At 43.7% G+C, this 26,215-nt stretch carries 26 protein-coding genes and 1 pseudogene; 7 read left to right on the forward strand and 20 right to left on the reverse strand.

Going from position 1 to position 26,215, the window contains the following annotated elements; genetic code table 11:
• Positions 1–280: 280 nt before the first annotated feature.
• The gene (locus AB3Y96_RS12085; protein WP_367299302.1) at positions 281–562 is read left to right on the forward strand and encodes a hypothetical protein; all 282 of its coding nucleotides are present in this window, start codon (positions 281–283) and stop codon (positions 560–562) included.
• A 1,021-nt stretch (positions 563–1,583) separates the two neighbouring features.
• Positions 1,584–2,733 (forward strand): annotated as a pseudogene (locus tag AB3Y96_RS12090) (porin).
• Between the two features lie 73 nt (positions 2,734–2,806).
• Here the strand turns inward: AB3Y96_RS12090 and AB3Y96_RS12095 are convergent.
• The 4 genes from AB3Y96_RS12095 to osmE form a co-directional block, all read right to left on the reverse strand.
• Entirely contained in the window at positions 2,807–3,274 is a 468-nt protein-coding gene (locus AB3Y96_RS12095; protein ID WP_072309537.1) for a hypothetical protein, read from the reverse strand.
• Between the two features lie 143 nt (positions 3,275–3,417).
• The gene (lysM, locus tag AB3Y96_RS12100) at positions 3,418–3,855 is read right to left on the reverse strand and encodes a peptidoglycan-binding protein LysM (protein ID WP_367299303.1); all 438 of its coding nucleotides are present in this window, start codon (positions 3,853–3,855) and stop codon (positions 3,418–3,420) included.
• Positions 3,856–4,319: 464 nt separating this feature from the next.
• Positions 4,320–5,516, reverse strand: a complete 1,197-nt coding sequence (locus AB3Y96_RS12105) for an MFS transporter (RefSeq protein ID WP_367299304.1) — start codon at positions 5,514–5,516, stop codon at positions 4,320–4,322.
• A gap of 266 nt (positions 5,517–5,782) precedes the next feature.
• Positions 5,783–6,121 (reverse strand): osmotically-inducible lipoprotein OsmE, encoded by a 339-nt coding sequence (gene osmE, locus AB3Y96_RS12110; protein WP_072309570.1) that lies wholly within the window; start codon positions 6,119–6,121, stop codon positions 5,783–5,785.
• Between the two features lie 252 nt (positions 6,122–6,373).
• On the opposite strand from osmE, the gene AB3Y96_RS12115 reads away from it, so the two are divergent.
• Positions 6,374–6,769 (forward strand): YidB family protein, encoded by a 396-nt coding sequence (locus AB3Y96_RS12115; RefSeq protein ID WP_072309571.1) that lies wholly within the window; start codon positions 6,374–6,376, stop codon positions 6,767–6,769.
• Between the two features lie 268 nt (positions 6,770–7,037).
• Here AB3Y96_RS12115 and AB3Y96_RS12120 read toward each other — a convergent pair whose 3' ends face one another.
• The 3 genes from AB3Y96_RS12120 to pfkB all read right to left on the reverse strand — a co-directional run bounded on the left by AB3Y96_RS12120 (position 7,038) and on the right by pfkB (position 9,380).
• On the reverse strand, positions 7,038–7,382 hold the full coding sequence (locus tag AB3Y96_RS12120) for an RNA helicase (protein WP_072309573.1): 345 nt from the start codon (positions 7,380–7,382) through the stop codon (positions 7,038–7,040).
• Between the two features lie 187 nt (positions 7,383–7,569).
• On the reverse strand, positions 7,570–7,839 hold the full coding sequence (locus AB3Y96_RS12125; RefSeq protein WP_367299305.1) for a type 1 fimbrial protein: 270 nt from the start codon (positions 7,837–7,839) through the stop codon (positions 7,570–7,572).
• A 584-nt stretch (positions 7,840–8,423) separates the two neighbouring features.
• Positions 8,424–9,380, reverse strand: coding sequence for a 6-phosphofructokinase II (gene pfkB / locus AB3Y96_RS12130; protein WP_072309575.1), 957 nt, complete (start codon positions 9,378–9,380; stop codon positions 8,424–8,426).
• 307 nt (positions 9,381–9,687) lie between these two features.
• Between pfkB and AB3Y96_RS12135 the strand changes: the two genes are divergently transcribed.
• Positions 9,688–9,930: a DUF4060 family protein gene (locus AB3Y96_RS12135; protein ID WP_008813610.1), complete on the forward strand. Its 243-nt coding sequence runs from the start codon at positions 9,688–9,690 to the stop codon at positions 9,928–9,930.
• A 93-nt stretch (positions 9,931–10,023) separates the two neighbouring features.
• Here the strand turns inward: AB3Y96_RS12135 and AB3Y96_RS12140 are convergent, their stop codons facing one another.
• From AB3Y96_RS12140 to copC, 3 genes are read right to left on the reverse strand one after another with little or no spacing between them, the layout of a single operon-like run.
• The gene (locus tag AB3Y96_RS12140) at positions 10,024–10,377 is read right to left on the reverse strand and encodes a YebY family protein (protein WP_072309576.1); all 354 of its coding nucleotides are present in this window, start codon (positions 10,375–10,377) and stop codon (positions 10,024–10,026) included.
• A gap of 46 nt (positions 10,378–10,423) precedes the next feature.
• Positions 10,424–11,302, reverse strand: a complete 879-nt coding sequence (gene copD / locus AB3Y96_RS12145) for a copper homeostasis membrane protein CopD (RefSeq protein WP_367299306.1) — start codon at positions 11,300–11,302, stop codon at positions 10,424–10,426.
• Positions 11,303–11,310: 8 nt separating this feature from the next.
• On the reverse strand, positions 11,311–11,688 hold the full coding sequence (copC, locus tag AB3Y96_RS12150; RefSeq protein WP_072309578.1) for a copper homeostasis periplasmic binding protein CopC: 378 nt from the start codon (positions 11,686–11,688) through the stop codon (positions 11,311–11,313).
• 1,510 nt (positions 11,689–13,198) lie between these two features.
• Here copC and ompC point away from each other — a divergent pair.
• Entirely contained in the window at positions 13,199–14,314 is a 1,116-nt protein-coding gene (gene ompC / locus AB3Y96_RS12155; protein WP_072309579.1) for a porin OmpC, read from the forward strand.
• A gap of 80 nt (positions 14,315–14,394) precedes the next feature.
• On the opposite strand, the gene yeiL is transcribed toward ompC, so the two are convergent.
• Positions 14,395–15,087: a transcriptional regulator YeiL gene (gene yeiL / locus AB3Y96_RS12160; protein ID WP_072309580.1), complete on the reverse strand. Its 693-nt coding sequence runs from the start codon at positions 15,085–15,087 to the stop codon at positions 14,395–14,397.
• Positions 15,088–15,223: 136 nt separating this feature from the next.
• On the opposite strand from yeiL, the gene rihB reads away from it, so the two are divergent.
• Entirely contained in the window at positions 15,224–16,156 is a 933-nt protein-coding gene (rihB, locus tag AB3Y96_RS12165; protein WP_367299307.1) for a ribosylpyrimidine nucleosidase, read from the forward strand.
• Between the two features lie 257 nt (positions 16,157–16,413).
• Positions 16,414–17,664 (forward strand): NupC/NupG family nucleoside CNT transporter, encoded by a 1,251-nt coding sequence (locus tag AB3Y96_RS12170; protein WP_367299308.1) that lies wholly within the window; start codon positions 16,414–16,416, stop codon positions 17,662–17,664.
• Positions 17,665–17,763: 99 nt separating this feature from the next.
• On the opposite strand, the gene AB3Y96_RS12175 is transcribed toward AB3Y96_RS12170, so the two are convergent.
• The 9 genes from AB3Y96_RS12175 to cfa form a co-directional block, all read right to left on the reverse strand.
• A complete protein-coding gene (locus tag AB3Y96_RS12175) occupies positions 17,764–18,567 on the reverse strand; it encodes an alpha/beta fold hydrolase (protein ID WP_072309583.1) in 804 nt (267 codons plus the stop codon).
• Between the two features lie 87 nt (positions 18,568–18,654).
• Positions 18,655–20,703: a S9 family peptidase gene (locus AB3Y96_RS12180; RefSeq protein WP_367299309.1), complete on the reverse strand. Its 2,049-nt coding sequence runs from the start codon at positions 20,701–20,703 to the stop codon at positions 18,655–18,657.
• A gap of 90 nt (positions 20,704–20,793) precedes the next feature.
• Positions 20,794–21,681: an EAL domain-containing protein gene (locus AB3Y96_RS12185; RefSeq protein WP_367299310.1), complete on the reverse strand. Its 888-nt coding sequence runs from the start codon at positions 21,679–21,681 to the stop codon at positions 20,794–20,796.
• 627 nt (positions 21,682–22,308) lie between these two features.
• A complete protein-coding gene (yebF, locus tag AB3Y96_RS12190; protein ID WP_367299311.1) occupies positions 22,309–22,668 on the reverse strand; it encodes a protein YebF in 360 nt (119 codons plus the stop codon).
• A gap of 102 nt (positions 22,669–22,770) precedes the next feature.
• Positions 22,771–23,079 (reverse strand): N(4)-acetylcytidine aminohydrolase, encoded by a 309-nt coding sequence (gene yqfB / locus AB3Y96_RS12195; protein WP_072309587.1) that lies wholly within the window; start codon positions 23,077–23,079, stop codon positions 22,771–22,773.
• A gap of 39 nt (positions 23,080–23,118) precedes the next feature.
• On the reverse strand, positions 23,119–23,424 hold the full coding sequence (locus AB3Y96_RS12200; RefSeq protein ID WP_072309588.1) for a YebG family protein: 306 nt from the start codon (positions 23,422–23,424) through the stop codon (positions 23,119–23,121).
• Between the two features lie 98 nt (positions 23,425–23,522).
• Positions 23,523–24,032: a GNAT family N-acetyltransferase gene (locus tag AB3Y96_RS12205; RefSeq protein WP_072309589.1), complete on the reverse strand. Its 510-nt coding sequence runs from the start codon at positions 24,030–24,032 to the stop codon at positions 23,523–23,525.
• An 82-nt stretch (positions 24,033–24,114) separates the two neighbouring features.
• Complete coding sequence (cspE, locus tag AB3Y96_RS12210) at positions 24,115–24,324, reverse strand: transcription antiterminator/RNA stability regulator CspE (protein ID WP_004094959.1); 210 nt, start codon at positions 24,322–24,324, stop codon at positions 24,115–24,117.
• Positions 24,325–24,887: 563 nt separating this feature from the next.
• Positions 24,888–26,039, reverse strand: coding sequence for a cyclopropane fatty acyl phospholipid synthase (gene cfa / locus AB3Y96_RS12215; RefSeq protein ID WP_072309590.1), 1,152 nt, complete (start codon positions 26,037–26,039; stop codon positions 24,888–24,890).
• Positions 26,040–26,215 lie beyond the last annotated feature (176 nt).

The raw sequence follows: 26,215 nt of genomic DNA on the forward strand, positions 1-26,215 counted from the left end.
CCTTTTGACTCTAGTCTTTTCAAGATCCTTCTTAGGATAACCTTGTACTGCATGAAGTGACATTTTCAAAATAAAACGTTGCATTGAGAAAGAATAACTGTGTTTTAAAATCCTTCGTTCATATAAAAGCCACCAATTCATCAACATATTAAATGTTAAGAAGTTAATTATTTATAATTAATATCATAGTTAATAAATCATTAATAAAAACAACAAACTTAAATAAATTTGATAACAATTAAGAGTTATATTTTAAGACCATTAAAAATAAGGAACTGTTATGAGTTGGGATTTTAATGATAGCGCACCACAAGCATCAAATTTGAGAATAGTTGAACCATCAGGAATGAGAAAATATTATGAATGGAGGCGACTGATTAGAGATATGAACCTGCCACCAAATGATGCTGCGGCTAGAGTTGGCGATCTTAGATATGAGAGATTACCTGAGCGTGGTCCATATAATTTCTCGATAAGATTATCACAACAACATCGGGTGCATTTTACTGTTGATAATACAGCGAAGAGAATTACAGTATTATCAATAGGCCCTCATGGTTAAGTAAGTAGACACAGTGGCTCTAGCAGAGCCACATCAACATAATTGTTATCACGCATAAAATCACAAAATTAAGAACTAAATTTTCCTGTGAAAAACTTTCCCTACGGCGAAAAAACAGCAGCAATAATGCTCTCAGATTCGATCAGTTCTGGTCCTTGAACTAGTGACTGACGCGTACTCGGTCACAGGCCCTGCTATATACCAGAAACAGACATTGTTCTTAATTATAACTAGGGACAATCCTGTGCAGATATGCTCCTCGATAAATTGCAATCATGGGCCTAACTATTTTAGTTCCTATTATTCACCCACCTAGAGTAATAGCTCAGTATTAATTAGCATTGCCAGTTAATCTGTTCTTTCATGAATATAAAGTCGTTAAGTTAAATCATCTCATTGAAAATAATCTTCATCAAAAAACATCCATATAAAACCAATTAAACATAATGAGTGTATCTTTGAGCCGATTTTTTCATAACTAAAAAATAGAATTTCCCATAAGAGAGGAAATGCAAAAAAGACTTCACCTCTGACACATCGCCACTCTTCAACGCCTGTTGGAATTTTTGAACTTGCGTGAACAGATCACGTTTATGACTATTATAGTTACCCGTGGTATATAGAGATAAATGACGCTACGTAATTATAACCAAACGGCACTACTAATACATGTTAATTCAGGTGCGTTATTATTTATAAATTCCTCCCAATGTTCATTCACTGATAGCAACCAATTTAGTTGGATTATTGTTCGCGTTGTATTAGGATTGAGCAAATTTAATGCAACAGTTTTTAACTTGTATTAAATTTCAGCTAAATAGTAAATTCGAGTTCTAATTATCTAGTTTAAATACGTTACTATTGTTGCAATTTATTGCGCTATATAGTTGAATACATATCGAGTTTAATGGCTGTTACATATATCATATTTATGTATTTCTATTATTTTACCTATAAAACAATTACGAATGTAAATTAAAAATTCGTTATACGTCAGGGATAAAAAATGATTAAACATCATGTGGCGAAAAAAATTGTATTAGCAGTGGCATTGGGTTGTGCTTCTTTCTCCTCGCTGGCAGAAATTACTCTGTTAGAGCAAGATCCGCAGGCTGGCGATCCACTCAGCCGCTTGAAGTTTCAGGTTGGCGGTAGTATTCGTCCACAGTTCATAGATGAAATGGGCAACAGTGACAGAGGCTCTTATAAGCGCAACGGTTATGACGGCGGAACGCGTTTTCGTTTCTCTGCCGATTATTATCTGTTCGACGATGTTAGCCTGATTGGTTACTACGAATTGGGTGTGAATATTCCAGCGCTATTCAACTGGGATAATCATTATGCAGATGGCGCAGCAAACACCGATCGACGCATGCTGTTCGGAGGTCTGAAAAGCGCAACTTGGGGTACTCTAACCTACGGCAAGCAAAATAGTATCTACTACACCGTTGTTGGCGCTAAAACGGATATCTGGGACTTCGATATGCAGGCTCAGGCTCCAGGTAACGGTTATAACGGCAACTACGACGGCTCATACCGCAGCTACAATCTAGTCCAATATAAAAATACCTTTGGGCCCGTTGATCTGTATGTTGGTGGTGTTTTACATGACGACTCCCACCCTGCCGGCGTAAATAACGGCAACCCGCTGCGTTATCAACGTAAAGGTGGCGGCGCATTAGGTGTGGATTACCACATCACGGATGAATTAACGTGGGGGTTCTGCGTACAGCTATATCCAACAAAGCATCAAACAAAATAACGGTGCGGATAGTGGCAAGAACGACAATGGCCAACAATTATTGGGGACGGGGTTAAGCTGGAAACCTGACAATTGGACTCTGGCAGCATCTGCCGGATGGTATCGTAATTTCTTAATGACCGGCGTAAAAAATCGTCATGATTACTTTGCTGGAAATGGCTACGGTGTTGAATATTATGCAGGTTATACTTTCCCTGTCAGCCAATATTTGGTGAAAAACATTACACCTTATTATGCTGGTGACCGCCTGAAATTTAATACTGGTCGTGATTATCAGAGCAACCATCAGACTCTCGGTATTTCTACCAAGTTCGATTATGGTTTCCAGATCGACGTCGAACATGTATTTACAAATACAACAGACAATAAAAGTGACCTAAATTTGGTTCGTCTGCGTTACGATTTCTAAGTTAAATCAAACTTGCCTCTTAAGCACCTAAATGTCATTTAGGTGCTTTTTTAAAAAAAATCCTAACCTCATCTCACATCTTATCAAGATTATCTGCTGCGTTATTGAACGCTTTCGCTAGAGAGGCATCAGTCCCTTTTAGCGTAATTGAATTCATATACGCCAGCCATTTTGCATTGACGTCATTGAGTGCATTTAACTGATTGGGGCCTGTCGTCACGCTTTGAACTCGGCTTACCTGAGGCTGGATAATCTCTATTGATGCTTGACGTATTTCACTGCTGCAGGACTCTATTTTCGTCTTCTCATTAGCATCTGTGGCTTGCTGTGCCCACTGAGCCGCCACAACATTTTTACGTTCTGCATCAACGCCCAGTTTGCGCATATTCACGAGTAAATCTGACGTAGACTCGATTGTAGGATAGTGACTCGCCGCAGGGATATCACAGGAGAAATAGCTCTTAAACGGCGATTGCCCCTCACTGCTCGCACACCCTGCCAATAATAGCGAACTCAAACATAGGGTAAGAATTTTTTTCATCCGATAGGCCTCGTTATTTTTTGTTGCTCGATAATAGCAAGACAGCGACATAACGGATATCGACGAGGGGCAAAATGGCATTTCATGGATAACATGTGGCGCAAAAAAAGCCGTATACGCGGCTTATAAACGCAATGGCCCAATTATTTTTGTGGAATAATGAGCATCTGCCCTGGATAAATTTTATCTGGATGCGACAGCATAGGTTTATTAGCTTCAAAAATGCGCATGTAGTCATTGGCGTTGCCGTACTGCGCTTTAGCAATCGCGCTTAAAGTATCACCCGCTTTAACCGTATAGAAATGGCTCTCAATGCCAGACTGCGCAGCCGCTAGCTGATCGTCTACTTTGCTGATACCAGCAACGTTACCAATAGCAACCAAGATCTTCTCTTTCAGCTCCTGACTTACGCCCTCACCTGAAACCGTTGCCGTGCCATCACCCGCGACTTTTACGTCAACCTTATCTGCTCCTGGTAAACCAAGCTTATTGATATGCTCTTTGAGTTTATCATCATGATTCCCACTCACGGCATCCCAAAGTTTTTCTCCCGCGTCTTTAACGAAACTTAGCAAACCCATTTAGACCTCCAATAGCCTATGCTCAACCAAAATTGGCAAGCTCAATTGATATCGTTAATAAAATTAATCCTATTAAGCTTAGCAGAATATCTAAGATTATCGGTTTCCAGCGACCGCTCGATTTGTCATTTCTGCGTGCCAAAATTGTAAAGAGAATAATTACCCGCAATAACAACGGATTACTTCATCGTCTCAAACCATTTGCTCAGAGGGTGAACCCGATCACGCTTCAAGTTGATGCATCGCGTTATGGTACTAAAACCGCAGGTCATGAAGGAGTCAAATGAAGAAGTTGATTTCATTAGTGTTGGTTGTTGCTTCAAGCACAATGTCGGCCACCTCGATGGCTTACCCGGCGGAAACCCACCCAAATGGCGGGACGGGATAACACCTACTGGTGGCTCTATTCCAAACTCAATTTATCTCTAGAATCAAGGCCTCATTCGAGGCCTTGATTTTTTCACCTAAGACTCAATGGTCTGCGACGCAGCTGGTCGTAGGAAGAGCAGGATAACGATAATACCCAACGCCGAGCATGCTGCTCCAACGGCAAATACCGATGAATAGCCTAACGTAGTTGCCAAAATGCCCGTTAGTGGCCCTGCGATAGCGTAGGAAACATCCTGAAATGCAGCATACCCTCCCATCGCCGTACCACGCACATGAGCCGGCACTCTTTTTACGACTTCAACACCAAGCGCGGGGAACATTAACGAACACCCAGCTCCCGTTAAGGCAGCCCCGATGAGGGCCACAACGGAGGTGCTTACTACATAAATCAGGATTAGCCCTATGGTTTCAACCACCAACGATGCAATAGCAACTTTCATTCCCCCCATCCGATCTGGCAACTGGCCAAACAGTACTCGCATTAACACGAAAGAAAGTCCGAAGCTGGTGAGTGCCAATCCCGCATGCGACCAACCGTGGGAACTAAATAATAGCGAAATAAACGTGCCAATAACGGCAAAGCCAACACCTTGAAGTGCCAGAGCCACACCGGGTTGCCAAATTTTACCCAGCATCCGCCACATTGGAATGCGTTGACCAGCATGAGGAGCAACCGGCTTAACCTTGAAATTAATCAAAATAGCCACAAGCGGTAATATCAGAGTAGAAACGCCTAATGCGGCAAATCCCCAATATTGATTCAGTAACAAGCCAAGTGGCGCACCTGCCGCAAGGGCACCGTAAATAGCCATGCCCGTCCATGACATCACTTTACCTGAGCGTGATGGTCCTAACAGACCTAAACCCCAGGTTAAATTTCCAGTCAGCAGCTGGCTTTCGCCAAAACCTAATACCAAACGCCCGGCCAAAAGAATGATAAATTTGGTCATAGCGTCAGCCGGCAGCAGCGCCGCCAACAGATAAGCAACGCCTGCGAGCGAGCAGGCCAGCATACCCTGAAGCGTCGATCGTTTTGCTCCCTGCTGATCGGCTAACCGTCCCGCATAGCCTCGAGTGAGCACCGTTGCAAGAAACTGCATTCCCACAGCAATACCAACCATGGTATTACTCATGCCTAATTGGTTGTGCACATATAAGGGAATAACAGGTAAAGGTAATCCGACCGTGAGATAAGTAAGAAAAACGGCTGACGTCAAAGGCAACAACGCATGATTTGCTTTGGGGGTACTAATAAAATGAGATTGAGACATACAGTGCTAACTCCAAAAGCAAGGAGAAAGCCAAAAAGAAACGCCTTCTCCCCTGCATAAATAGCAAACAGGATTAAATGCGTTGGATGACGTGAACGCTTACGCACAGATATTAGCTACCGGTGTTGGGTTGGAGCTTAGTGATAATTAAAATTCATGTCAATAAAACCGTGACGCGGCGCACAAAAAATGGCCAGCCAATAGGACAAATAAAAGCGGCCCTAAAAGGCCGCCAGAAAACGCGAATTTATTAACATCATCCAGATTTATTTTTGAGGATTAGTGTCATATTCAGAGCAAGACTGGTAGCCCTTATTGAGGACCTTACCGGTATCATCGAAGCTAACAAAATAGTTTTGTGGCTTTTTATCTGTTCCACTTATCAGGTAAGTACTACAGGTTCCACGAGCATTAACCATAGTAATGCTGGTTGCTGGTTGTCCGGCAATATCAACAACCTGTTGTTTGGTCATGCCAACTTTAACGTCTTTAACCACGGGTTCGGTGACATAACTTGCCGCACGATCGTAAGTACTACAGGCAGATAATGCAAAAGCTGTCGTCAGTGCGGCAATCCCCATAACAACTGATTTCGTATATTTCATTTTCTCTTTCCTTGTAGCTATTGTGTTCTATAAGCCTAGGAGAAGAATGACCATTATTCAAATCCATCACCTTTTTTTGCTCAAATTAACCAGTTTTTTAAGATTGATCTGAAAGTTATTTCTTCGGTTAAATATCATCCGAATCATCGATTCTTAGCCATACTTTAGCCATTGGCTTCAAGGCCATGCACGGTATACTGTGCCAACGAAGTATTAAGTTTCCTTATTATTTACCGAATTTGGAGTCACATCATGGGATTATTAGATAGCCTAGGCGGCGTTTTAGGCGGCCAAGGTGACAATGCCAATCACGTTAAAGCCATCTTAGCTTGGGTAGAACAGCAAGGGGGTATAGGCGCGTTGGTTGAAAAATTTCACAGCCAAGGACTGGGAAGTATTGTTGAGTCATGGATTAGCAGCGGCAGTAACCAACCTATTTCCGGCCAACAAGTCGAGAATGTGTTTAGTATTGAGTCCATCGCCGCGCTTGCAAGCTCTCTTGGCATTAACACCGATAGCGCATCGCAGCTTCTGGCCACCTATTTACCTAAACTGATTGATGGCCTTTCACCTAACGGTGAAATTCCGCAAGGAAACTCATTGGTCAGCGCAGGATTAGATATGTTGAAAGGTAAATTCTTTAGCTAAAGAATAACATTACCTTGCCGCTTATGCGGCAAGGTAATCGAGAAGAAAATAATGCTTCACGACTACATCGTTATTATATGGTTCAGCCTATTCTATTTTTATCCAGTGACTTTGGTAATAGCAGGTCTTGTAGCTTTCATATTATGGCCAAAAAGAAAGTTAACGACAATTAAAGTGCTGATATTAACTCTCATTATATTTATTCTTTTGGTTATCTATAACGTAGCTGAACGCTATATTCTGGGATGACACCACTTATCAAGGAACGTCAAACGCAGGCTTTAGCGGCTTCCAGTAAGGCTTGCTGGCTGTTGCCACGCGATGTTAGAAAGATTTCTACATCGGCCTGATTGTCGCTTATCGTTTGGATTTTTGCCGATGCCATTTCCCCTTGCCCATCTAAATAACTAGCAATAGTATGCGTGTTATTATTGTTATAATAACGTGTAGCAGGGTTAATATCAGACCATTTTTTATTTAGACACTGAGAATAGATACCGGCAGAACGGCTTATTTTTAAATCCATGACCTGATGTTTATTCGCTGTAATTGATTCAGGACTACTACATCCAGCCAACGCGAATAATATCGCGGCAGTTAATATGGTTCTCATTGGTTAATTCCCCTCTGTTTGCAGAGATCATACACTGCATGAATAACTCGCGTGTTGCCGTTAGTGTTATCGATATGACGCACTATCCCGGCTTTGATAAAAAGCCTCAAGGAGAAAAGTCTTAAAGGAAGGGCTTGAGTGTTTCCATGCAAAAGCTAAACCATGGAAACACTCAGCAAAGGAGCTCTTAGTGATAGTTAATCACTAAATGTCCCAGATTGGGGTGACCATCGATGGGTTTCAAATGAACATCAGCCACATTAGTGGGCAAACTAACCTTATCACCGCTTTTTAACACACTGTGCGCTCGTTCCAGATAATCACCATCTCTGTAGCATGATGAATGGAAACCCTTACCGCTTGGTGTAATGTCGCAAGTTGATTCAACAATCGAACCTACGAAACGAATTGTGCCCTTGTTCGTGGCGTGTACTGGCGCATGCAGGGCAAGCAACATTGCTATCCCGCTTACCCATGCTCTATTCCTAAGCATATGTAACCTCCATTTATTATTCACCTTAAGAATACAAATTAAAGAGAAAGATAAACTTGATTTACATCAGCTGAATATTCCACAGGGCACTATTTTAATAGTTTGAAATGTCAATTTACGTAAAATAGTTGCAATAAAATAAAAATATTTTTTAGAAATTATACGTAAGCGTTTAATTATCTAAACAAAACAAACAAATAACAGCATTTAGATCATCAATCGCAACATCGAGCAGCCGCACGTAACGGAGTGCTGAGATTAAAAAATTAGCCCACCGATGACTGTTATTAGGAAAGTGAGTTCTCACTTATCGAACATTCATAATATGAATATGTTAGGATCATGGCTGAAAGAAAGGATGTAGAAGTCATGATTAAGCAATTTTATTTTTGGATGATAGTTGGTTGTGGGTTGTTCTTGTTCATGTCCGGCTTTGTAATGAGATCAACTTTCGAAGGTGTAATCGGTGCATTACTGATTTTGTATAAAACGGTGATGGACTAACGGTTCTACCCATCGCTAGGATGGGTAGTGATTCGAGGCGATATTTATAAATCGTTTAGCGGCGTTTGTTGCTGGCAGAGATAGTCATAAAGTGCATTCACGTCATTCTGCTGGCAAAGGCGAGTTCCTTTGTTTAGGGTTGCAGCACTCCCCGCGGCAACGCCATACCTAACAATATCCAGTAAATCCGCCTGCTGCGACAATTTAAGCACCATCGCACCTACCATGCTGTCGCCCGCTCCAACGGTACTTTTCATTTTTACCGGCGGTGGCACAACCTGAACCCAGTGATGTTGCCCGACGGCCAGCGCCCCCTGAGCCCCTAACGAAACCACGACGTATTTTGATTTTCCAGTCGCAACAATAGACTGTGCAGCCTCAAGCACGGCGCTAGGCTCTGCCAGCAAATCTTTACCACTAAGCTCAGACAGTTCTTTTTGATTCGGTTTCACTAGCAATAAATTGCCCACTTCTAAACCTGCCATCAACGCATGACCAGAGCTATCGAGCACGCATTGGATATTTTTCTTTTGTGCCAGACGCAACAGTATCTGAAGTTCTTCCGTGGTCACCCCTTCGGGCAGACTGCCGCTGATGACAAGAATAGCTCCCTCAGGAATACCCATAGCGCACTCACGTAAACGATCAAACTCCTGTGACGTCAGTTTTGCGCCAGGCATGACAAAGCGATACTGCTCTCCGGTAATTTCGGTGTGCACATGCATATTTTGTCGAGTCCAGGCCTGCGTGGTCACCGTTTGAATGGCCACTTTTTCTTGCTCAAGCAATTCGGCTAAGTGCTGCCCCGTTGGACCGCCTGCGGGAAAGATGGCATTTGCTTCTCCACCAAGATGGGCTATGGCGCGAGCCACGTTTATACCGCCGCCGCCCGGTTCATAAACCGGCTCTGAGCAACGTAATTTGCCATCAGGATAGAGTTTGGCCGTTGTCGTAGAACTATCAAGTGAAGGAGCTAGCGTCAGCGTATATATCGGTGTCATAACATCTCCTCGTTATATAAGTACTTCCCCAGCCTAGCACTTCGCCCTGTTTATTCTTTGTGTTAATTCATTAAAGGATCTTTCCAGCCGTGCTAAACGATCATTCTATATGCTGTTCATCAGCGACCAATGAACGGCCCATGACCGATATGATTATTTTATAGGCAATTAAAATAAGATAAGCCGATCTTGATCGTGTCACAAAAAAGTCATACTGCAATGTTATTGATATTGGTGCTATAACAAAGAGGTCAGCTCAGTGCTGACAGACAAATATTTTGACGGATTTATGTATTACGGAGCCTCTATGAAGCGAATCATTAAAGGCGATACAAACTTCTCTCACCTCGTTGTCGCGCATGCAGCGATCGATCAGCATGCCAAAGCCTATGGCCTTGCCCGTCAAGGATGGCCTTCTACTTATCATATTAAATATCGAGATAAACTCATCGCGGTGGAAGTTGTGACCCGCCGTCAATCCTACGTTGCCACCGTTATGGTTGGCGCTCGAAGTTTAACCAAACTATGCGGTATGCCAGCCGCTGCATAAATCACCTCCGGTGGTACTCTGGCAAGTGCCACCTTATCCCCACCATATAACAAAGAAGCGGCTTTTCGCCGCCTCTTGATGTTGCTTGCAAAACTACTGACACAACTGACGCGCGTGCTCGATAAAGGGCGCTACGCTCATCTTTTGCCCAGGATGATTCGGATCGTCTAGCAATATTGTCTCTAACGGTAATGCGGCCATTTTTTTGGCTTTCACCAAGCTGTTTGCCTTCTCATCTAAAGGATACTGTGCCAGCGTGCTGGCATTAATGACAAACAATGCCTGATTTTTTGTGCACTGCAGCTGCACTTCTTCTTTTACAAAGGCCCACTGGCTACCGAATTGCGCTTTACTCACCGTCTCTACGGTACGCGCCGCGAATGCTTGCGCAGATAAAAAAACGCCCGCCAGCGTCAATAATCCTGTCAGTAACACACTTTTTTTCATCATGAAGTTCCACTGTCGTCCAATCAAAAACTATTGCTATCTTATTCTAAATAGGTGGCTGAGTTGCGAAAAAACTCACCGTAAGCAGAACCAACAGCGCCAATAACCATTCAACGACGGCGTTGCCCGCCAGTAACGTTAATGCCCGTTGTCGGTTTTGGCCCATGCTCCTCACCACGCGGTAGCGGTTATAAAGTGCAATACCGATCATCACGGCCACCAGCAAGATCTTCAGCCACAACCCACGCTGATAGACAGAGTCGAGCACCCGCGGCCAGCCGCCTAAAATCCACGCCACGTTACCTATGCCCGTGACGATGACCAGCGCTACCGCAAGGTGTCCCCAACGCGAATAGCGTATCACCGCCTGCATGGCAAAAGCTTTAGCGGCACCTGATAGTTGCCGTACGCAGAGCCAGAACGGCAGCAAACCGCCAAACCAAAAACCCGCACTCAGCAGATGAATACCATTATTAAGCCGGTGTGCTATACCGCTAATGCCCTGCTCCGCCGATGCATGGCCTGTACGAGCTAAGGTGATCAGCAATAGTGCGGCAAATAAGGTGAGTAAAAAGCGGCGAATATTTGGTGTGAATAAAGGCGCTATCAGCAGTAGAGAGGAAAATATCAGTTGTAGCAGCCACGCCTCGCCAAATGTCGTTTGCATAACGGCAAGCCAAGTATCTGGACTAATGACGTCTTGCCAGCCATCACCCATTTGTCCTGCTTGTAACGTCACCATAAGCCAAGAGCTAAAAGCACAAAGCACTAAACTCGTACCCAATAGCGCTCTGGTTTGTTTTTCTAGGTTATGCCGAAGCACGGGTGGAGCAATCCACCCGACAAAAAGAGCTAAGCCAAAAATTTGTAACGCAGTGGCAAAATGAACCCAACGGCACAAAACATAGAGAGCCGTGATACTCATAATTAGCCCTATTTAACAGAGAAGGTGTACTGGCCCTTGGTTTTATGTCCATCGACAGAAACAACGTTCCAGCTCACCGCATATTCACCTTTATTTAAGGGCTGGGTAAAAGGAACGGAAACATGGGTTTTGTCATTACCCGCTACCGATAACTTGCCTGTAGCGATCGGCTGGTTTTCAGGACCAACTACCGTGACTTTGCTAAACCCCGCTTCAATACCTTCGCTAAAAACGAACGTCAGCTCAGATGGTGCACTCACTTGGCTTTTAGCAGCAGGTGTTTGATCGGTAAGATGCGCATGAGCAAATACCTGTGGAGAAACGGCCAGCAGCAGCGCGGCACCGATACCAGATAGGTGAAATTGAGCCGTTTTAAGCATTTTCATAGAATCGCATTCCTTTTGTGAGTCGCAGGTTCGCGCATTGATGACGTTCACAATAAGGTTTACGCCCCCATATAAAGTCATCAAATACGCTAGCATATTGATTTATATCTTACATTTTCCGTTCGCGCATTTCCATGCAGCCAGCAACAAAATCGCAACCAGATGTTCACGTTTTTCAACTATGCGATAAACGACTTACTGACATACTTTTCCTATCTGTCATCACTGATTAATAAATTCATAAAAATCATTATGTTGAACTATCTATACAAAATGTAGCTTGCAAGTTTGGCCGTAGAGAGCTTTAGTTAACGGGCATACCAACCTAACTACGGTTAAGAGAGGCCAAAATGAGTAAGGGAATGGATAGCAAAAAGAATGCGAAGAAAAAACCGTTGAAGAGCCCTGCAGAGAAACGCGCGGAAAAGAGAGCAAAACGCGCACATCCAGATGGTGATTAATCAGTAAACGTATTTCGTATCTTAAACCCGCTGCGGCGGGTTTTTTTATTGCCAAAATTAGGCCATATGCGCAGAAAGTACGAGTTGGGAAAATCAGCAGTTCGAGAATAATATCGCTGTAGTATTCCTCTCTCTATCCCCTTCATTATTTCTTTCTTCAGCCCCCTTGAATAGATCGTTTAACAGCCAATAATCGCCTTTGATATAGGCATACTAGCCATAATTCTCTGCTCAATTATTTCCACTCGATGCAGCCGTTATGCCACTTCACATTTAATTACCCCGAAGCTCAAAATTTGTTAATTCTTGATTATATGTGCGGTTTATTGTCTCAAACCTGAATGACCAAACAAAGGGATAGCACGTGTAAAGGAAGGGATATAACTGAATAACAAGTGAGAGATACCAGAAGCAATAGCACGAATAGCTAAAACTCAATTTAACAACGGCATCATTTGACAAGTAATTTCTTATTATAGTCCATCGGCAAATATTTTCCATAATATCAAAAATGAACATCCAACTCGCGAGAGATCATAATAACACATTGATAAATAACGATTTATTATAACAAATGGATAAAAAAAACCGAACCTTAAATAAAGGATCGGTGTAAAAAGAATCTTAAGACACAGTAAAAAAATGCAGTAACAATGATGAGATTTAATTATACATCATATTTTTCATTGTAATTTGCATTTTGTGTGGTGAGGCATTTCTTATAAATCAAACGAGAATATTCGAACTGTGAATTATCACTTAAGGGTATCTTTTTCCGAAAGAAAATGGGGAGCCCCACTTGAGCTTTGTATATTTATCTTTGCTTCATTTACATTTCAATACATTTAATTACCATAAAAAATAAATAAACGTCGCATAGGCACTTTTTATTTATAGCGCATTAAACATATTATTAAGCTATGCTTGTAGCGTGAACTTTGACTGATGGAACGCACTTAAGTTCACACAGCGAGTGTAAAAAAACATAAATAAGCAGTGGCACATATAACTGACCTTGGCCGGTCAAAAAACTAAGAAGGAATATCATAGTGAAACGTAATCTGCTGGCAGTAATCATCCCTGCACTTTTAGTTGCAGGCGCAGCAAACGCTGCAGAAATCTACAACAAAGACGGCAACAAGCTGGATCTGTTCGGTAAATTAGATGGCCTGCACTACTTCTCAGACGACAACGGTTCAGACGGCGATCAGTCTTACGTTCGTTTCGGCTTCAAAGGTGAAACTCAGATTAACGACCAGCTGACCGGCTATGGCCAGTGGGAATATCAAGCAAACCTGAACCATGCAGAAAGCCAAGATAACAACAACTTTACCCGTGTTGGCTTCGCTGGTTTGAAATTTGCTGAGTTCGGTTCTTTGGATTATGGCCGTAACTACGGTGTGATCTATGATGTTGGTTCTTGGACTGACGTGCTGCCAGAGTTCGGTGGCGATACCTACGGTGCGGATAACTTCCTGTTCCAACGTGGTAACGGCATGCTGACCTACCGTAACACCGACTTCTTCGGTATGGTTGACGGCCTGAACTTTGCTCTGCAGTATCAGGGCAAAAACGATAGCCCAGAAGAATCCAACAATGGTCGTTCAGCTCAAGGTCAGAACGGTGACGGCTACGGTATGTCTCTGTCCTACGATCTGGGCTGGGGCATTAGCGCAGCAGCAGCGTACTCTTCATCTGACCGCACCAACGAACAGAACCGTGCACAGTATTATGGTCACGGCGATAAAGCAGATATCTACACCGGTGGTCTGAAATATGACGCTAACAACGTTTATTTAGCCGCTATGTATACTCAGGCTTATAACGCTAACCGTTTCGGTGATTTCTCTGCAAGCGGCCCAGATGCAGTTTACGGCTTTGCTAACAAATCTCAGAACATTGAAATCGTAGCACAGTACCAGTTCGACTTCGGTCTGCGTCCATCCGTTGCTTACCTGCAATCAAAAGGTAAAGACATCGGCAACGGTTACGGCGACCAGGATCTGGTTAAATACGTTGATGTCGGCGCGACTTACTACTTCAACAAAAACATGTCTACCTACGTTGATTACAAAATCAACCTGTTGGATGACAACCGCTTCACTAACAACGCTGGCATCAACACGGATGACATCGTTGCACTGGGTGTTGTTTACCAGTTCTAATTCGTTAATTAACGGATCTAGATCCTATGTGAATGCATAAAGGGGCCTTAGGGCCCCTTTTTAGGTTTCGCCAATACCCATTATAGCTCTGCCAGTGAGTTGTCAGGTGCCATCTCAAGCGCTAGCGCTGTCAGCGCACTTTTATTCGTAATGATGTATCCCGCCTTCTGCTTGACCAACACCCCATCCTGCGTGAATTGAGCGATCACATACAGTAAGTGACGATACGAAACGCCCATATACTCGGCCACAGAAGTATGTTTTTCGCGATACATGTCACAATGCTGAGTTAATAAAATAAAAGCGGCCAAGCGATTAATCAGAGGAAACGATTGGTTTTGCGTCAGCGAGATAATGTTGCGGTAATTTTTTTTACTGAGTGCAACGCAAAGATTGCGCAAAAAAGTCGCGTCATTTAACAGCGGTGAACGGTACTTTTTTACCGATAGCGCTAGGCACCAGCAGGCCTCGATAGCCTGTACAGCACGTGGCTCGTGATCGATATCTACCAGCTCAATTTCGCCAATAAAACAAGGCGCTGCAAAGAAATCAATCAAGGATATGCGGCCATTAGCCTGCGTTGAATACAGCTTGGCCCTCCCCTGAGCAAGGTAAAACAGATAGGTGGGAGAGTGACCCTCTTTGACAATGAAATCCCCCGCGGGCACGTGGAACAGCTTTGTATCACTCACAACATCAATAGAAAAATTTTGGCTATAGCCCGTAGCTTCCAGCAGTTGCTGCCGCAGACTCGCATCCAAGACTTCCTTCATCGCCCTCTCCCCAATATGAGATTTCTCATATTTAATATACGTTTTCTATTGTTATGCTTCAAACGCTGCGAAGAAACATGTCTGAAATTATTAAACTAATAATAAATTATTTCTTAATATAAAAGAGGATATAACAATGGAAAAAAGAAAAATCATACTCGATTGCGACCCAGGCCATGATGATGCTATTGCTATTATGCTTGCGGCAAAACATCCTGCCATTGATTTGCTTGGGATAACCATTGTTGCAGGAAACCAAACGCTAAATAAAACCCTCATTAATGGATTAAACGTGTGTCAGAAACTAGGTATTCATGTACCTATTCATGCTGGTATGCCACAGCCTATAATGCGTGAACAAATAGTGGCTGACAATATCCATGGCGAGAGCGGATTAGACGGCCCTGTGTTTGCACCACTAACTCGCCAAGCCGAAAGCAAGCATGCCATTCAATATATTATTGACACATTGATGGACAGTGATGGAGACATTACGCTCGTCCCCGTTGGACCATTAACAAATATTGCCGTTGCTATGCGTATGCAGCCAGCTATTTTACCGAAAATTCGCGAAATTATATTAATGGGTGGCGCATACGGCACGGGAAACTTTACACCTTCGGCAGAGTTTAATATTTATGCCGACCCCGAAGCTGCCCGCGTGGTATTTACCTCTGGAGTCCCGCTGGTAATGATGGGGTTAGATTTAACCAACCAGACTATCTGCACTGCGGATGTCATTACCCGAATGGAAAAAGTAGGTGGCCCCGCCGGTGAATTGTTCAGCGACATCATGAACTTTACGCTTAAAACACAATATGAAAATTATGGCTTAGCTGGCGGCCCCGTGCACGATGCAACCTGCATTGGCTATCTCATCAATCCTAACGCTTTCAAAATGCAGGATATGTATGTAGAAATCGATGTGAACAACGGTCCATGCTACGGGCGTACTGTATGCGATGAACTCGGCGTAACCGGAAAACGGGCTAACACCAAAGTGGGGATGACCATTGATACCAAATGGTTCTGGAACGTAGTTGAAGAATGCGTGCGGATGTATATTTAATTCATACTGATAAACCATTTTGTGACAAAGACTATATCTACAATACCCTAAACTAAATTTTATTTGGCTGCCTTCGCACACCACAACGACTGGCTTGGGTGAGTTCATCGAGGTGAATTATTTAGCACTCTCAATGTGGCTTACACTTTTTGGGGTACGCAGTATATATACACCTTGTCTATCGAATATTAATAGGCAACATCTTGTTGTCTATTAATATCAGTCATACCATAAAACGTTTATAAAAGGTATTCATAATGGATACAATGAGAAGCATTCTAGGTATGGTGGTACTGTTGGCAATTGCATTTTTGCTATCAGTGAATAAAAAGAAAATAAGCATTCGTACCGTTGGTGCAGCGCTAATATTACAAATTATCATCGGCGGTGCCATGCTCTATTTCCCACCAGGAAAATGGTTGGCAGAACAGGCTGCTCTCGGCATACATAACGTCATGATTTATAGCGATGCTGGTAGCGCGTTTATTTTTGGTTCATTAGTCGGGCCGAAAATGGATAAACTGTTTGATGGTTCTGGATTTATTTTTGCCTTTCGTGTCTTACCTGCCATTATTTTTATCACTGCGTTAGTCAGCTTGCTTTATTATATAGGTGTGATGGGGATTTTAATCCGTATCTTAGGCGGAATTTTCCAGAAAGCACTTAACATTAGTAAAATAGAGTCTTTTGTCGCGGTAACCACTATTTTCCTTGGCCAAAACGAAACGCCCGCGATTGTAAAACCGTTTATTGACCGTTTGAATCGCAATGAGCTGTTTACCGTCATTTGCAGCGGGATGGCCTCTATCGCTGGATCGACGATGATTGGCTATGCCGGATTAGGCGTACCGATTGATTACCTACTGGCTGCTTCTCTGATGGCGATCCCTGGTGGTATTTTGTTTGCACGTATTCTGAGCCCCGCCACCGAAGCTTCTCTAATAACCTTTGATAATCTTTCGTTTACTGAAACTCCACCCAAAAGCTTTATTGAGGCAATTGCAGCCGGAGCAATTGCCGGAATGAAAATTGCCGCAGGCGTAGCAACGGTCGTTATGGCGTTTGTCGCGATCATTGCTCTCATCAACGGCATTATTGGTGGAGTTGGTGGTTGGTTTGGCTTCGGCCACGCCACGCTTGAAGGTATCTTTGGTTATATTTTAGCGCCGCTGGCGTGGCTAATGGGCGTCGACTGGGGAGATGCCACGCTTGCAGGGAGTCTGATCGGGCAAAAATTGGCCATCAACGAGTTTGTTGCCTACCTCAGCTTTTCGCCCTATCTGCAAGCAGGCAGTGCGCTGGATACCAAAACCATCGCCATTGTCTCGTTTGCACTATGCGGTTTTGCAAACTTCGGCTCTATCGGCGTCGTTGTAGGCGCATTTTCTGCGATTGCACCACAGCGCGCATCTGAAATTGCTCAGTTGGGACTTCGTGCACTGGCCGCTGCCACTCTTTCAAATTTCATGAGTGCCACCATTGCAGGTTTCTTTATCGGTTTTGCCTAAACAATAACGCGCCAGGCTTAGCTGGCGCGTTATTAATTCATTTTGTAGTGTGCAGCTATATCAAATCAGCAGCGTTTGCTGACCTGTTCCACGGCCCTGTCATTTAATCGACATGAGAAAATTCAGCAAGGCTTCATTGACCCACTCAGGCTGCTCAAGCGTGCAAATATGACCCGCCTGAGGCACAACCAATTGCTTACAGTTGAGCATTTCAGCCATGAGATAGCCTTCTAATGGCGGTCTTGGCGCATCTTGTTCACCTGTGATCACCAACGCAGGCATCTTAAGCTCTTCCAACAATGGACAGTTATCGCCGCGCCCAAAGATCATGCGGCCAAGGGGTACAATACTTTGGCGTAAAACAGATTCTGGCATATGACTTAAATGTTCAGCTAATGCTTCCACCAAATGGGGCAGCGGTTCGCGGCGGAAAAACATTGGCGCGATTTGTTCAACGAGTACAGCAGGCACTTTGCCAGCTGCATCAATCGCATTTAACATCGCATCATATTTCTTGAATGTCACTTCAGGTTCCAACCCAACAAAGGTGTCCATTAACACCAACGCTCGCACGCGTTCTGGAACCATCGCCGCTAGCTCTACGCCCCACATTCCCCCCACAGACAGCCCGACGACAGCAAATTCATTGATATCCAGCGCATCCATGAGCGCTAAGTGATCGCAGGCTAAATCTTTCAGCGCACGTCGAGACTCCGGCAGAGGATCTGACTTGCCATGTCCCCATAAATCAGGCGCAATGACACGAAAATGCTGGCTCAACGCTTCGATTTGTGGCGCCCACATGCTGGAGTCAAACATATAGCTATGGCCAAGAAGCAGAGTAAAGCCTTCACCGCGATCGATATAGTGCATTTGACGGTCGTTTATTTGGATAAAAGGCATAGGGATCCTTGCGAATAGAGGAAAAAATTCAAAGAAAAAAGCCTATGAGGTAAGCGATATTACGCTCGCATACATAGGCTTTAAAATTTACTGATGAATACCGGCTAAGGCCAGAATAAAGGCATATTCTAACGCAATATCTTCATAGGCTTTAAAGCGCCCTGATTTGCCACCATGCCCAGCATCCATATCGGTATAGAGTAGAAGTTGATTGTCATCTGTTTTCAGCTCGCGCAGTTTTGCCACCCATTTCGCAGGTTCCCAATATTGCACCTGCGAGTCATGTAACCCAGTGGTCACCAGCATATGGGGGTAATCCTGCGCTTTCACCTGATCATAAGGGCTATACTGCTTGATGTAATGATAATACTCAGCATCATTTGGATTGCCCCATTCGTCATATTCGCCCGTGGTCAGTGGAATAGACTCATCAAGCATCGTCGTCACAACATCCACAAATGGAACCTGAGCTACGATACCGTGGTACAAATGAGGAGCCTGATTCACAATCGCTCCCATCAGCAATCCCCCTGCGCTGCCTCCCATGGCGTAAACCTGTTTGGCATTGGCATATTTCTCATCAACGAGATATTGGGTAACGCTAATAAAATCACTAAAGGTATTTTGTTTGTGCAGCAGTTTGCCATCTTCATACCACTGTTGCCCCAGATCCGCACCGCCGCGAATATGGGCAAGAGCAAATACGAAACCACGGTCGAGCAAGCTTAAGCGACTGACACTAAAGGCGGGATCCATGCTACTTCCATAGGAGCCATATCCATAGACCAATACGGGATTGTGCCCAGCACGGAAGAGATCCTGTCGATATACAATGGAAACCGGTACTTTCACACCGTCGCGGGCGGTTACCCACAGCCGTTCGCTGCGATAAGCGCCTGCATCAAAGTTTTTTACTTCTTGCTGCTTAAGCAACGTGCGCTCGTCGGTATCCATATTGATCTGGAATACAGAGCTTGGCGTGGTCATGGAAGAATAGCCATAGCGTAACAGTGCGGTATCAGGCTCAGGGTTAAACGACAGCCACGTCATGTAGGTAGGGTCATCGAAGCGGATATGCTTCTCTTCACCGGTTTGCCATTTGATCTGGCGCAGATGCGTTAATCCCTGCTCGCGCTCTTCAACCACCAACCAATCTTTAAATAGGCTAAAGCCTTCCAGCATGACATCGTTGCGCGCGGCTATGATGGCCTGCCAGGTCTGTTCCTGACTCGATGTTGATTGATAAAGACCGAAATTTTTTCCATCTTTATTGGAGCGGATATAAAAGGTATCGCGATAGTGATCTAGGCTATATTCGTGATCGCGGCGACGCCCTAAAAACATCTCAGGGTTCGCGCTGGTATCATCCGCATCCAACATCAAAATTTCAGAGGTTGTGGTGCTCGAAATATGAATCAGAATATATTTGTTGGAGATCGTTTTCTCTAAACCGACGTAGAAAGTATCGTCAGATTCTTCATAGATCAATTGGTCTTCATCAACCGATGTTCCTAAACGATGGCGATAAACCTGATACGGCAGCAGTGTCTGTGGGTGTTTGCGCACGTAATAAAGCGTGGTGGAATCATTAGTCCATTCAAAGTGCCCCGCCGTATTCTCCAGAACTTCGTCATACCAGCTGTGATCGTTTAGGCGTTTAATGCGAATGTCATACTGGCGCCGAGAGAGAAAATCTTCAGCGATAGCCATCAATTGATTATCAGGGCTGACCTCAATGCCGCCCAAAGCGTAGAAATCATGGCCCTGCGCGCGCTCATTGCTATCAACGAGTAATTCCCAGTCGCGACTATCTGCTGCATCAGCCTTTTGTCTGACATACAGTGCATATTCCTGTTCAGGTTTATATCGCGACTGATATCGGTAGCCGTTGCGTTGATAAGGCACAGATTCATCTTCTTGAGGAATACGCTCAACCATTTCATTAAACAGTTGCTTTCGGAGTTCCTCTTCACCACGCATGCTGGCCTGAGTATAGGCATTCTCAGCTTCAAGATAGCTCAAAACCGCTTCATTGCTGCGTTCATCATCACGCAGCCAGTAGTAATTGTCGGTTCGTGTATCGCCATGCATTTCCATGACGTGCGGGTGTTTTGCTGCAATCGGGGCTTTATTCATTGTCTACGCTTACCGCCTGTAATCTGATGCATCGTAACTTAATAGCGCTGACCAACTTACGCCCAGTGATTGCTCACGCAAGGGGCAAATTTAACGCTTGTAGTCGATAGGAGATAACTCATCCCTCTCTACATTATTATACGACCTACGGATCTCGGTAAGCTGTTTACACACAATAAAAAAGTTTTTTTCATTCATCGGACTAAAAAGATAGTAGCCTTGCAGTGCAGGACAGCCTAATGCCTCCAATGCTTTAAACTGCTCTTCTGTTTCAACATGCTCTGCCACCACGTTCATGTTCAACGCATTGGCGATCAAAATGAGATGCTCTACCAACTGACAGGCATCAGGGTTTTGCATTGCATGGATCAGTTCGCCGGGGATTTTTATCTGCGTTAACGGCAAATCGGCGAGCAAGGAAAGTAATTGATAATTGTCTCCAAAATGATCCACCGACAAACCGCAGCCAAGTGCCCGCAGTTTATGTAATTCCGTCATGATTAGCCGATCGCTAAACAAATCATTATCACCTAGCAACTCAATAACTAATCTATTTGCTGGAATACCATAGCGCCGTAAAACATTACCCATCTGCTCGGTAAATTCCGTTGTGTAAAGTTGAGCGAGCGGCAAATTGAATGACAATATTAAATCTGGGGATATTTCACGATGCACACGTTGCAGCAGTTGACAGACATTATCAACAATCCAAAGATTCAATGCGTGCATCAAACCAAAGCGCTCTAAGGTATCCAAAAAATCATAGGGCAAAAGCGTCCCCTGCTGAGGATGACGCCAACGGACTAATGCTTCAGCACCTAATAAAGTGCCATTAATATTGCATTGTGCTTGATAGTCTAAATAAAACTCATGCTCAGTGAAGGCCGATTGCAACGCTGTTTGCAAAGCCATCTCTAATTCCAAAGGAGGAACATTCTGGTCTAAAACACCCAGAACATTATAATGCTTATTATTCATTTTGTTATCTAATTATTAATAAAATGATGCTTGATTTAACTGCATTCAGATTAGAATTCGCTAATCTCAAAACACTTAAATTACAAATCTGAAGAAATAGTGAATATTTCCTCCAATCTACCAGCGGGTTTGTACATTAAAATAGCGACTTAAAGCCGCCCAGCGTCACATTAGCAGTAAAATAACACATACTTACATGCACAATGGCAATCACATCCATGACGTCGTAAGATAAATTACACTAAACAAAGCGAGAAGATATCTCAATAAACCTTAAATTTCAAAAAGATAAGCTTTATAGTAAAACTATTTTACATTATATTCTCTCAAGTGAGAAACACACAAGTTAGCACTTTTATCCTAATAAACAAAATTTTTAGGCCATGATATCGAACTAAGCCAAATTCCCAGTTCAAGATGTTTTTTAATTTAAATTTTATAGTCAAAAATTTTTCTTTCTGCTTCTAATTTTAAAGTCGTGACACCAGCGCAATAATGGAAAGAATTTAATAGAAATAAGATTTATACCTAAGATTAATACATATGGACTTTGTGGTTTTTCCTAAAAAGAAATTTAAAACCTCTTTAACTTTAATAAAGAGGTTTTAGATGATATAGGAACTAACTTTATTCTGGGTGAGAGTATTCGAGTTTACCGGCTTTGCAATCAACGTTAACAGTATAGTTTTTGTCGACTTTGTTACCGCGTACGGTTAGCTGAAGCACCCAGTCATTCCCCTTTTGGGTAATCTGATCCTGGCTCACCCACACCACTGGCGTACTGGTGCCCAACAATGTTTTATCATCAGCCCAACGCGGAATGCGATTTTGTAAGAAGTCGTTCTTCACCATCGTAGACAGCTGAGCTGCCGTCGTTTGCTCACAGTTAGCAATTTTCACCACGCGCTGCTCACTCTGTTGAGCTTGAGCAACACCAGCTGAAAACGCCAACGCCAATCCAGCCACACCTAACGTAATTTTGTTCATTTTCAATCCTCATTTAGCTTTGGCGCAGAGATCGTCCCTGCTGCCAGTGGCTATTCCATGATATGAACGCGCGCTCTGTGTGCCTGAACACGGCAAAGCGCGCTAACGCATGCGGAAACTAATCACATACAGTTCATTAAGCCCTGGATAAATCTCGCTGATAACCTGCTTCAGCTCGTCCAGTGTCATATTCTCTTGCGCCGCATGAAGCTCCGTCAGTTCACTCATCAACACGGGGGTAACACTCTCAACTTCGATAGTGCAGAAATAGACCCCGTCTTCGTAGCGGCTCACGCTGAGTAACTCTCCTTTCTCAAAGTGAGACTCGCTGCTATCACGGATAGTGATGGTTTTCTTACCTGACAAAATGTCAGCTTCAAAACGACGGTAAAATGTTATCTCACGTTTCATTCTAGATCCAGAAAAGTAAATAATATGTGAACTAAAACACTAGGCGGCGTTATCAACCGCGACTTTTACCTTTTTAGGCTCATTTTTTTCTTCATCACCTGCTTTTAGCGACTCAAGCGAGTTGCCACGCAATAGCAACGAAAGCTGATCTTTATGTTCTGCGAGGTAAAAGCTGAGCGTCTCCAAAGCGCTGTCTTCTAAATCTATAGGAGAATCCGCCAGCCACTCACTCAAATTGTCAGCCAGATCCAGCATCTTATCGTAAGCATCTGCTTCTTTTTTACTGGCAAAGGTCATTTTTGTTACTCCATCACGAACAACCACGTACTGAATTTCAACGCTCATAAACCACTCCACGATACTGTATATAATATCAGTATATTTATTTTTATCTCTTTCTGCAAAATTGACAACGATTAAAAGCGATGTTGAGACATAAATGGCTAGAAATAGTAGAACATCGCCACACGTTGAATCAGCCCTGCATTACGTTCTTCCCGCAACGCGCGTTCTAACAAAGGAAATTGCTCATCCCCCACCAGCGTAAAACCGACTTTCTGATAGAAAGGCGCATTCCAAGCTAAATCCAGAAACGTTGTCAGCCCTACCCCACAGAAGCCACGTTGGCGAGCGGCGACCAAGGCGTGATCAACCAAAAAATGTCCAATTCCACGTTGGCTAAATGCGGGTAGTACATTCACTTCGGCTAAATGAGCAAAGTCACCGGTGACCTCAAGCATGGCAAAGCCAATAGGTTTCTCATTGCGGATGGCTACCCAAAGGTTTTGCGACGCTTGTGCCTGTAATAAGCGCTCAGCGGATAGCGTAGCATTGCGAAAAGATTCTGGGAGTCGGTCAGCGGGAAACTGCGCGGCTGCGAGGCGTTCCACTTCGGCTAACATTGCAAGATGGTGCTGTTCTGCGTGCTGGAAAGTTATATTTTCATTAGTCATTGCTGAGTTCTATCCATTCTGAGGCTAAAATGCAAAAAACCCGCACTCGGCGGGTTTTGTCAGCATGATAGTATCAGCTTAATTACAGCGCAATAACATCAGCCGCAGACGGGCCACGTGGGCTGTCCTGAATGGCGAATTCTACCTGCTGGCCTTCAGCCAGAGTTTTGAAGCCGTCACTCTTGATGGCAGAGAAATGGACGAATACATCTTTGGAGCCATCAGCTGGAGTGATGAAGCCAAATCCTTTGCTTTCGTTGAACCATTTAACGTGACCAGTTTTCTTGCTCATTTAACTTTCCTTTACTTAAAATTACTTGCCGTTAGGCATGGTAGACCTGCTTACTAACATAACTCAGACGAATCGTATCCTAACGCTCGGTTAATTAAACGCCCATTTAAGAATGAGCAAAAATATAAGCCGAATCATTTAATGAACAAAAGCGATATGATTACATCAGCATTTCAGGCGTCAGTATTAACGCATAGTTTCATGCTCAGCGCAAATATTTCGTGGCCGATATACCTGTTTATAAATACTGTACGTACAGCCTGTTATATTTCTATATATTGACAAATATTAGCCAATACAATAATCGGCAACTAAAAAATAAACTGTTATTAATCAACACAGTAAAAAATACGCATTGCCTACATAATTTTTTATTAATACGCAAAAACATTCACAAATAAAATAGCGACATACATCACAAATATAACTTTGCTGTCGATAAAACACACGAATAAGACATGGGATAACAGCCTGAAATAAACAGCACCGCGCCGTCATCTTTTTATTACATCAATATATAGCGAACACAGGATCCGCAATCGAAACTGCGGACCCCTTCATTATCAGCGGGGAACGCGAATTCCACCTTCCACGCCTTTAGGGCTCAGAAGTACCTGCCAAAGTTGGATGTTTCTTGCCCGAAATGCCCCAGCGCATGCATTTAAATAATAAGTGAACATGCGATAGAAGCGATCGCTATAGTTGTCTTTAATCTCCGGCCAGCTTTTCTGGAAGGACTCAAACCAAGCCATCAATGTACGGTCATAATCAACACCAAAATTATGCCAATCTTCCAGCACGAACAAATCCTCACTTTTTGAGGCAATGTGCGCAACGGATGGCAAACAACCATTTGGGAAGATGTACTTATTGATCCACGGGTCAACGTTCAGGTCAGTTTGATTAGAACCAATGGTATGGAGCAAGAAAAGCCCATCAGCTTTTAGATTGCGTGCCACGACTTCGAAATAGGTTCGATAGTTTTTCGGGCCTACGTGCTCAAACATTCCAACGGAAACAATGCGGTCAAATCTTTCGTTTATGTCACGATAGTCTTGTAGCAAAATCTCAACATCTAAGCCTGCGCAGCGCTCTTGCGCCATCTTTTGCTGCTCAGCGGAAATCGTCACCCCCTTTACAGACACGCCGTACTCTTGCGCCGCAAACTGTGACAAGCCTCCCCAACCACAACCAATGTCTAGCAAGGTCATTCCCGGTTTCAACTGCAGCTTTTCACAGATCATTCGCAATTTTGCCTGCTGGGCCTGCTCCAACGTTTCTGCATCTTTCCAATAAGCGCAGGAATATTGCATATACGGATCGAGCATTCGGCTAAACAGGTCGTTACCCAGATCGTAGTGCTCTTTCCCCACGATCCATGCGCGTTTCCGGGTTTGATAATTGAAAATGCGAGCCGACGCAATGCGCACGATATCGCTGAAATGTTTCGGCAAATGCGCATCAAGTTCAGCGGCCAAAATATCTTGGAAAAAGATATCTAAACGATCACACTCCCACCAACCGTCCATATAGCTCTCACCAAGACCCAACGACCCCTCTTGCAGCACACGATGGAAGAACTCTGGGTTTTTGACGCGAATATCCTGCGGCCGAGTTCCGTTTATTGTAATGCCGGCCTGGCTTAACATTTCCTTTGCAATTCGGTACCAATGGTCTTCTTTTAATTCAGTCTCAACAACACACGTCGAACTCATGGTTCACTTTCTCCCCTATACCGCGCTAACCCTCCAGCCGCACGGCTATTGCTGTTTTAATTATTCAAAATTCAGTACCTAGCAAAGATTCACCCCTGCCGATAGCTAGATTTATCATACAATACATTTATCATACAAATGAAAATTTACTTAATCAACCTGCTAAAAGCCGGTGA

Origin of the sequence: Hafnia alvei (genome assembly GCF_964063325.1) — a bacterium.
In the GTDB taxonomy this organism is placed as follows: Bacteria; Pseudomonadota; Gammaproteobacteria; order Enterobacterales; family Enterobacteriaceae; genus Hafnia; species Hafnia alvei_B.

What these genes read in the sequence shown, in the direction of transcription:
- AB3Y96_RS12085 (WP_367299302.1), top strand. Translation starts at nt 281, where the DNA reads ATGAGTTGGGATTTTAATGATAGCGCACCACAAGCATCAAATTTGAGA.
- AB3Y96_RS12095 (WP_072309537.1), bottom strand. Translation starts at nt 3,274, where the DNA reads ATGAAAAAAATTCTTACCCTATGTTTGAGTTCGCTATTATTGGCAGGG.
- lysM (WP_367299303.1), bottom strand. Translation starts at nt 3,855, where the DNA reads ATGGGTTTGCTAAGTTTCGTTAAAGACGCGGGAGAAAAACTTTGGGAT.
- AB3Y96_RS12105 (WP_367299304.1), bottom strand. Translation starts at nt 5,516, where the DNA reads ATGTCTCAATCTCATTTTATTAGTACCCCCAAAGCAAATCATGCGTTG.
- osmE (WP_072309570.1), bottom strand. Translation starts at nt 6,121, where the DNA reads ATGAAATATACGAAATCAGTTGTTATGGGGATTGCCGCACTGACGACA.
- AB3Y96_RS12115 (WP_072309571.1), top strand. Translation starts at nt 6,374, where the DNA reads ATGGGATTATTAGATAGCCTAGGCGGCGTTTTAGGCGGCCAAGGTGAC.
- AB3Y96_RS12120 (WP_072309573.1), bottom strand. Translation starts at nt 7,382, where the DNA reads ATGAGAACCATATTAACTGCCGCGATATTATTCGCGTTGGCTGGATGT.
- AB3Y96_RS12125 (WP_367299305.1), bottom strand. Translation starts at nt 7,839, where the DNA reads ATGTTGCTTGCCCTGCATGCGCCAGTACACGCCACGAACAAGGGCACA.
- pfkB (WP_072309575.1), bottom strand. Translation starts at nt 9,380, where the DNA reads ATGACACCGATATATACGCTGACGCTAGCTCCTTCACTTGATAGTTCT.
- AB3Y96_RS12135 (WP_008813610.1), top strand. Translation starts at nt 9,688, where the DNA reads ATGAAGCGAATCATTAAAGGCGATACAAACTTCTCTCACCTCGTTGTC.
- AB3Y96_RS12140 (WP_072309576.1), bottom strand. Translation starts at nt 10,377, where the DNA reads ATGAAAAAAAGTGTGTTACTGACAGGATTATTGACGCTGGCGGGCGTT.
- copD (WP_367299306.1), bottom strand. Translation starts at nt 11,302, where the DNA reads ATGAGTATCACGGCTCTCTATGTTTTGTGCCGTTGGGTTCATTTTGCC.
- copC (WP_072309578.1), bottom strand. Translation starts at nt 11,688, where the DNA reads ATGAAAATGCTTAAAACGGCTCAATTTCACCTATCTGGTATCGGTGCC.
- yeiL (WP_072309580.1), bottom strand. Translation starts at nt 15,087, where the DNA reads ATGAAGGAAGTCTTGGATGCGAGTCTGCGGCAGCAACTGCTGGAAGCT.
- rihB (WP_367299307.1), top strand. Translation starts at nt 15,224, where the DNA reads ATGGAAAAAAGAAAAATCATACTCGATTGCGACCCAGGCCATGATGAT.
- AB3Y96_RS12170 (WP_367299308.1), top strand. Translation starts at nt 16,414, where the DNA reads ATGGATACAATGAGAAGCATTCTAGGTATGGTGGTACTGTTGGCAATT.
- AB3Y96_RS12175 (WP_072309583.1), bottom strand. Translation starts at nt 18,567, where the DNA reads ATGCCTTTTATCCAAATAAACGACCGTCAAATGCACTATATCGATCGC.
- AB3Y96_RS12180 (WP_367299309.1), bottom strand. Translation starts at nt 20,703, where the DNA reads ATGAATAAAGCCCCGATTGCAGCAAAACACCCGCACGTCATGGAAATG.
- AB3Y96_RS12185 (WP_367299310.1), bottom strand. Translation starts at nt 21,681, where the DNA reads ATGAATAATAAGCATTATAATGTTCTGGGTGTTTTAGACCAGAATGTT.
- yebF (WP_367299311.1), bottom strand. Translation starts at nt 22,668, where the DNA reads ATGAACAAAATTACGTTAGGTGTGGCTGGATTGGCGTTGGCGTTTTCA.
- yqfB (WP_072309587.1), bottom strand. Translation starts at nt 23,079, where the DNA reads ATGAAACGTGAGATAACATTTTACCGTCGTTTTGAAGCTGACATTTTG.
- AB3Y96_RS12200 (WP_072309588.1), bottom strand. Translation starts at nt 23,424, where the DNA reads ATGAGCGTTGAAATTCAGTACGTGGTTGTTCGTGATGGAGTAACAAAA.
- AB3Y96_RS12205 (WP_072309589.1), bottom strand. Translation starts at nt 24,032, where the DNA reads ATGACTAATGAAAATATAACTTTCCAGCACGCAGAACAGCACCATCTT.
- cspE (WP_004094959.1), bottom strand. Translation starts at nt 24,324, where the DNA reads ATGAGCAAGAAAACTGGTCACGTTAAATGGTTCAACGAAAGCAAAGGA.
- cfa (WP_072309590.1), bottom strand. Translation starts at nt 26,039, where the DNA reads ATGAGTTCGACGTGTGTTGTTGAGACTGAATTAAAAGAAGACCATTGG.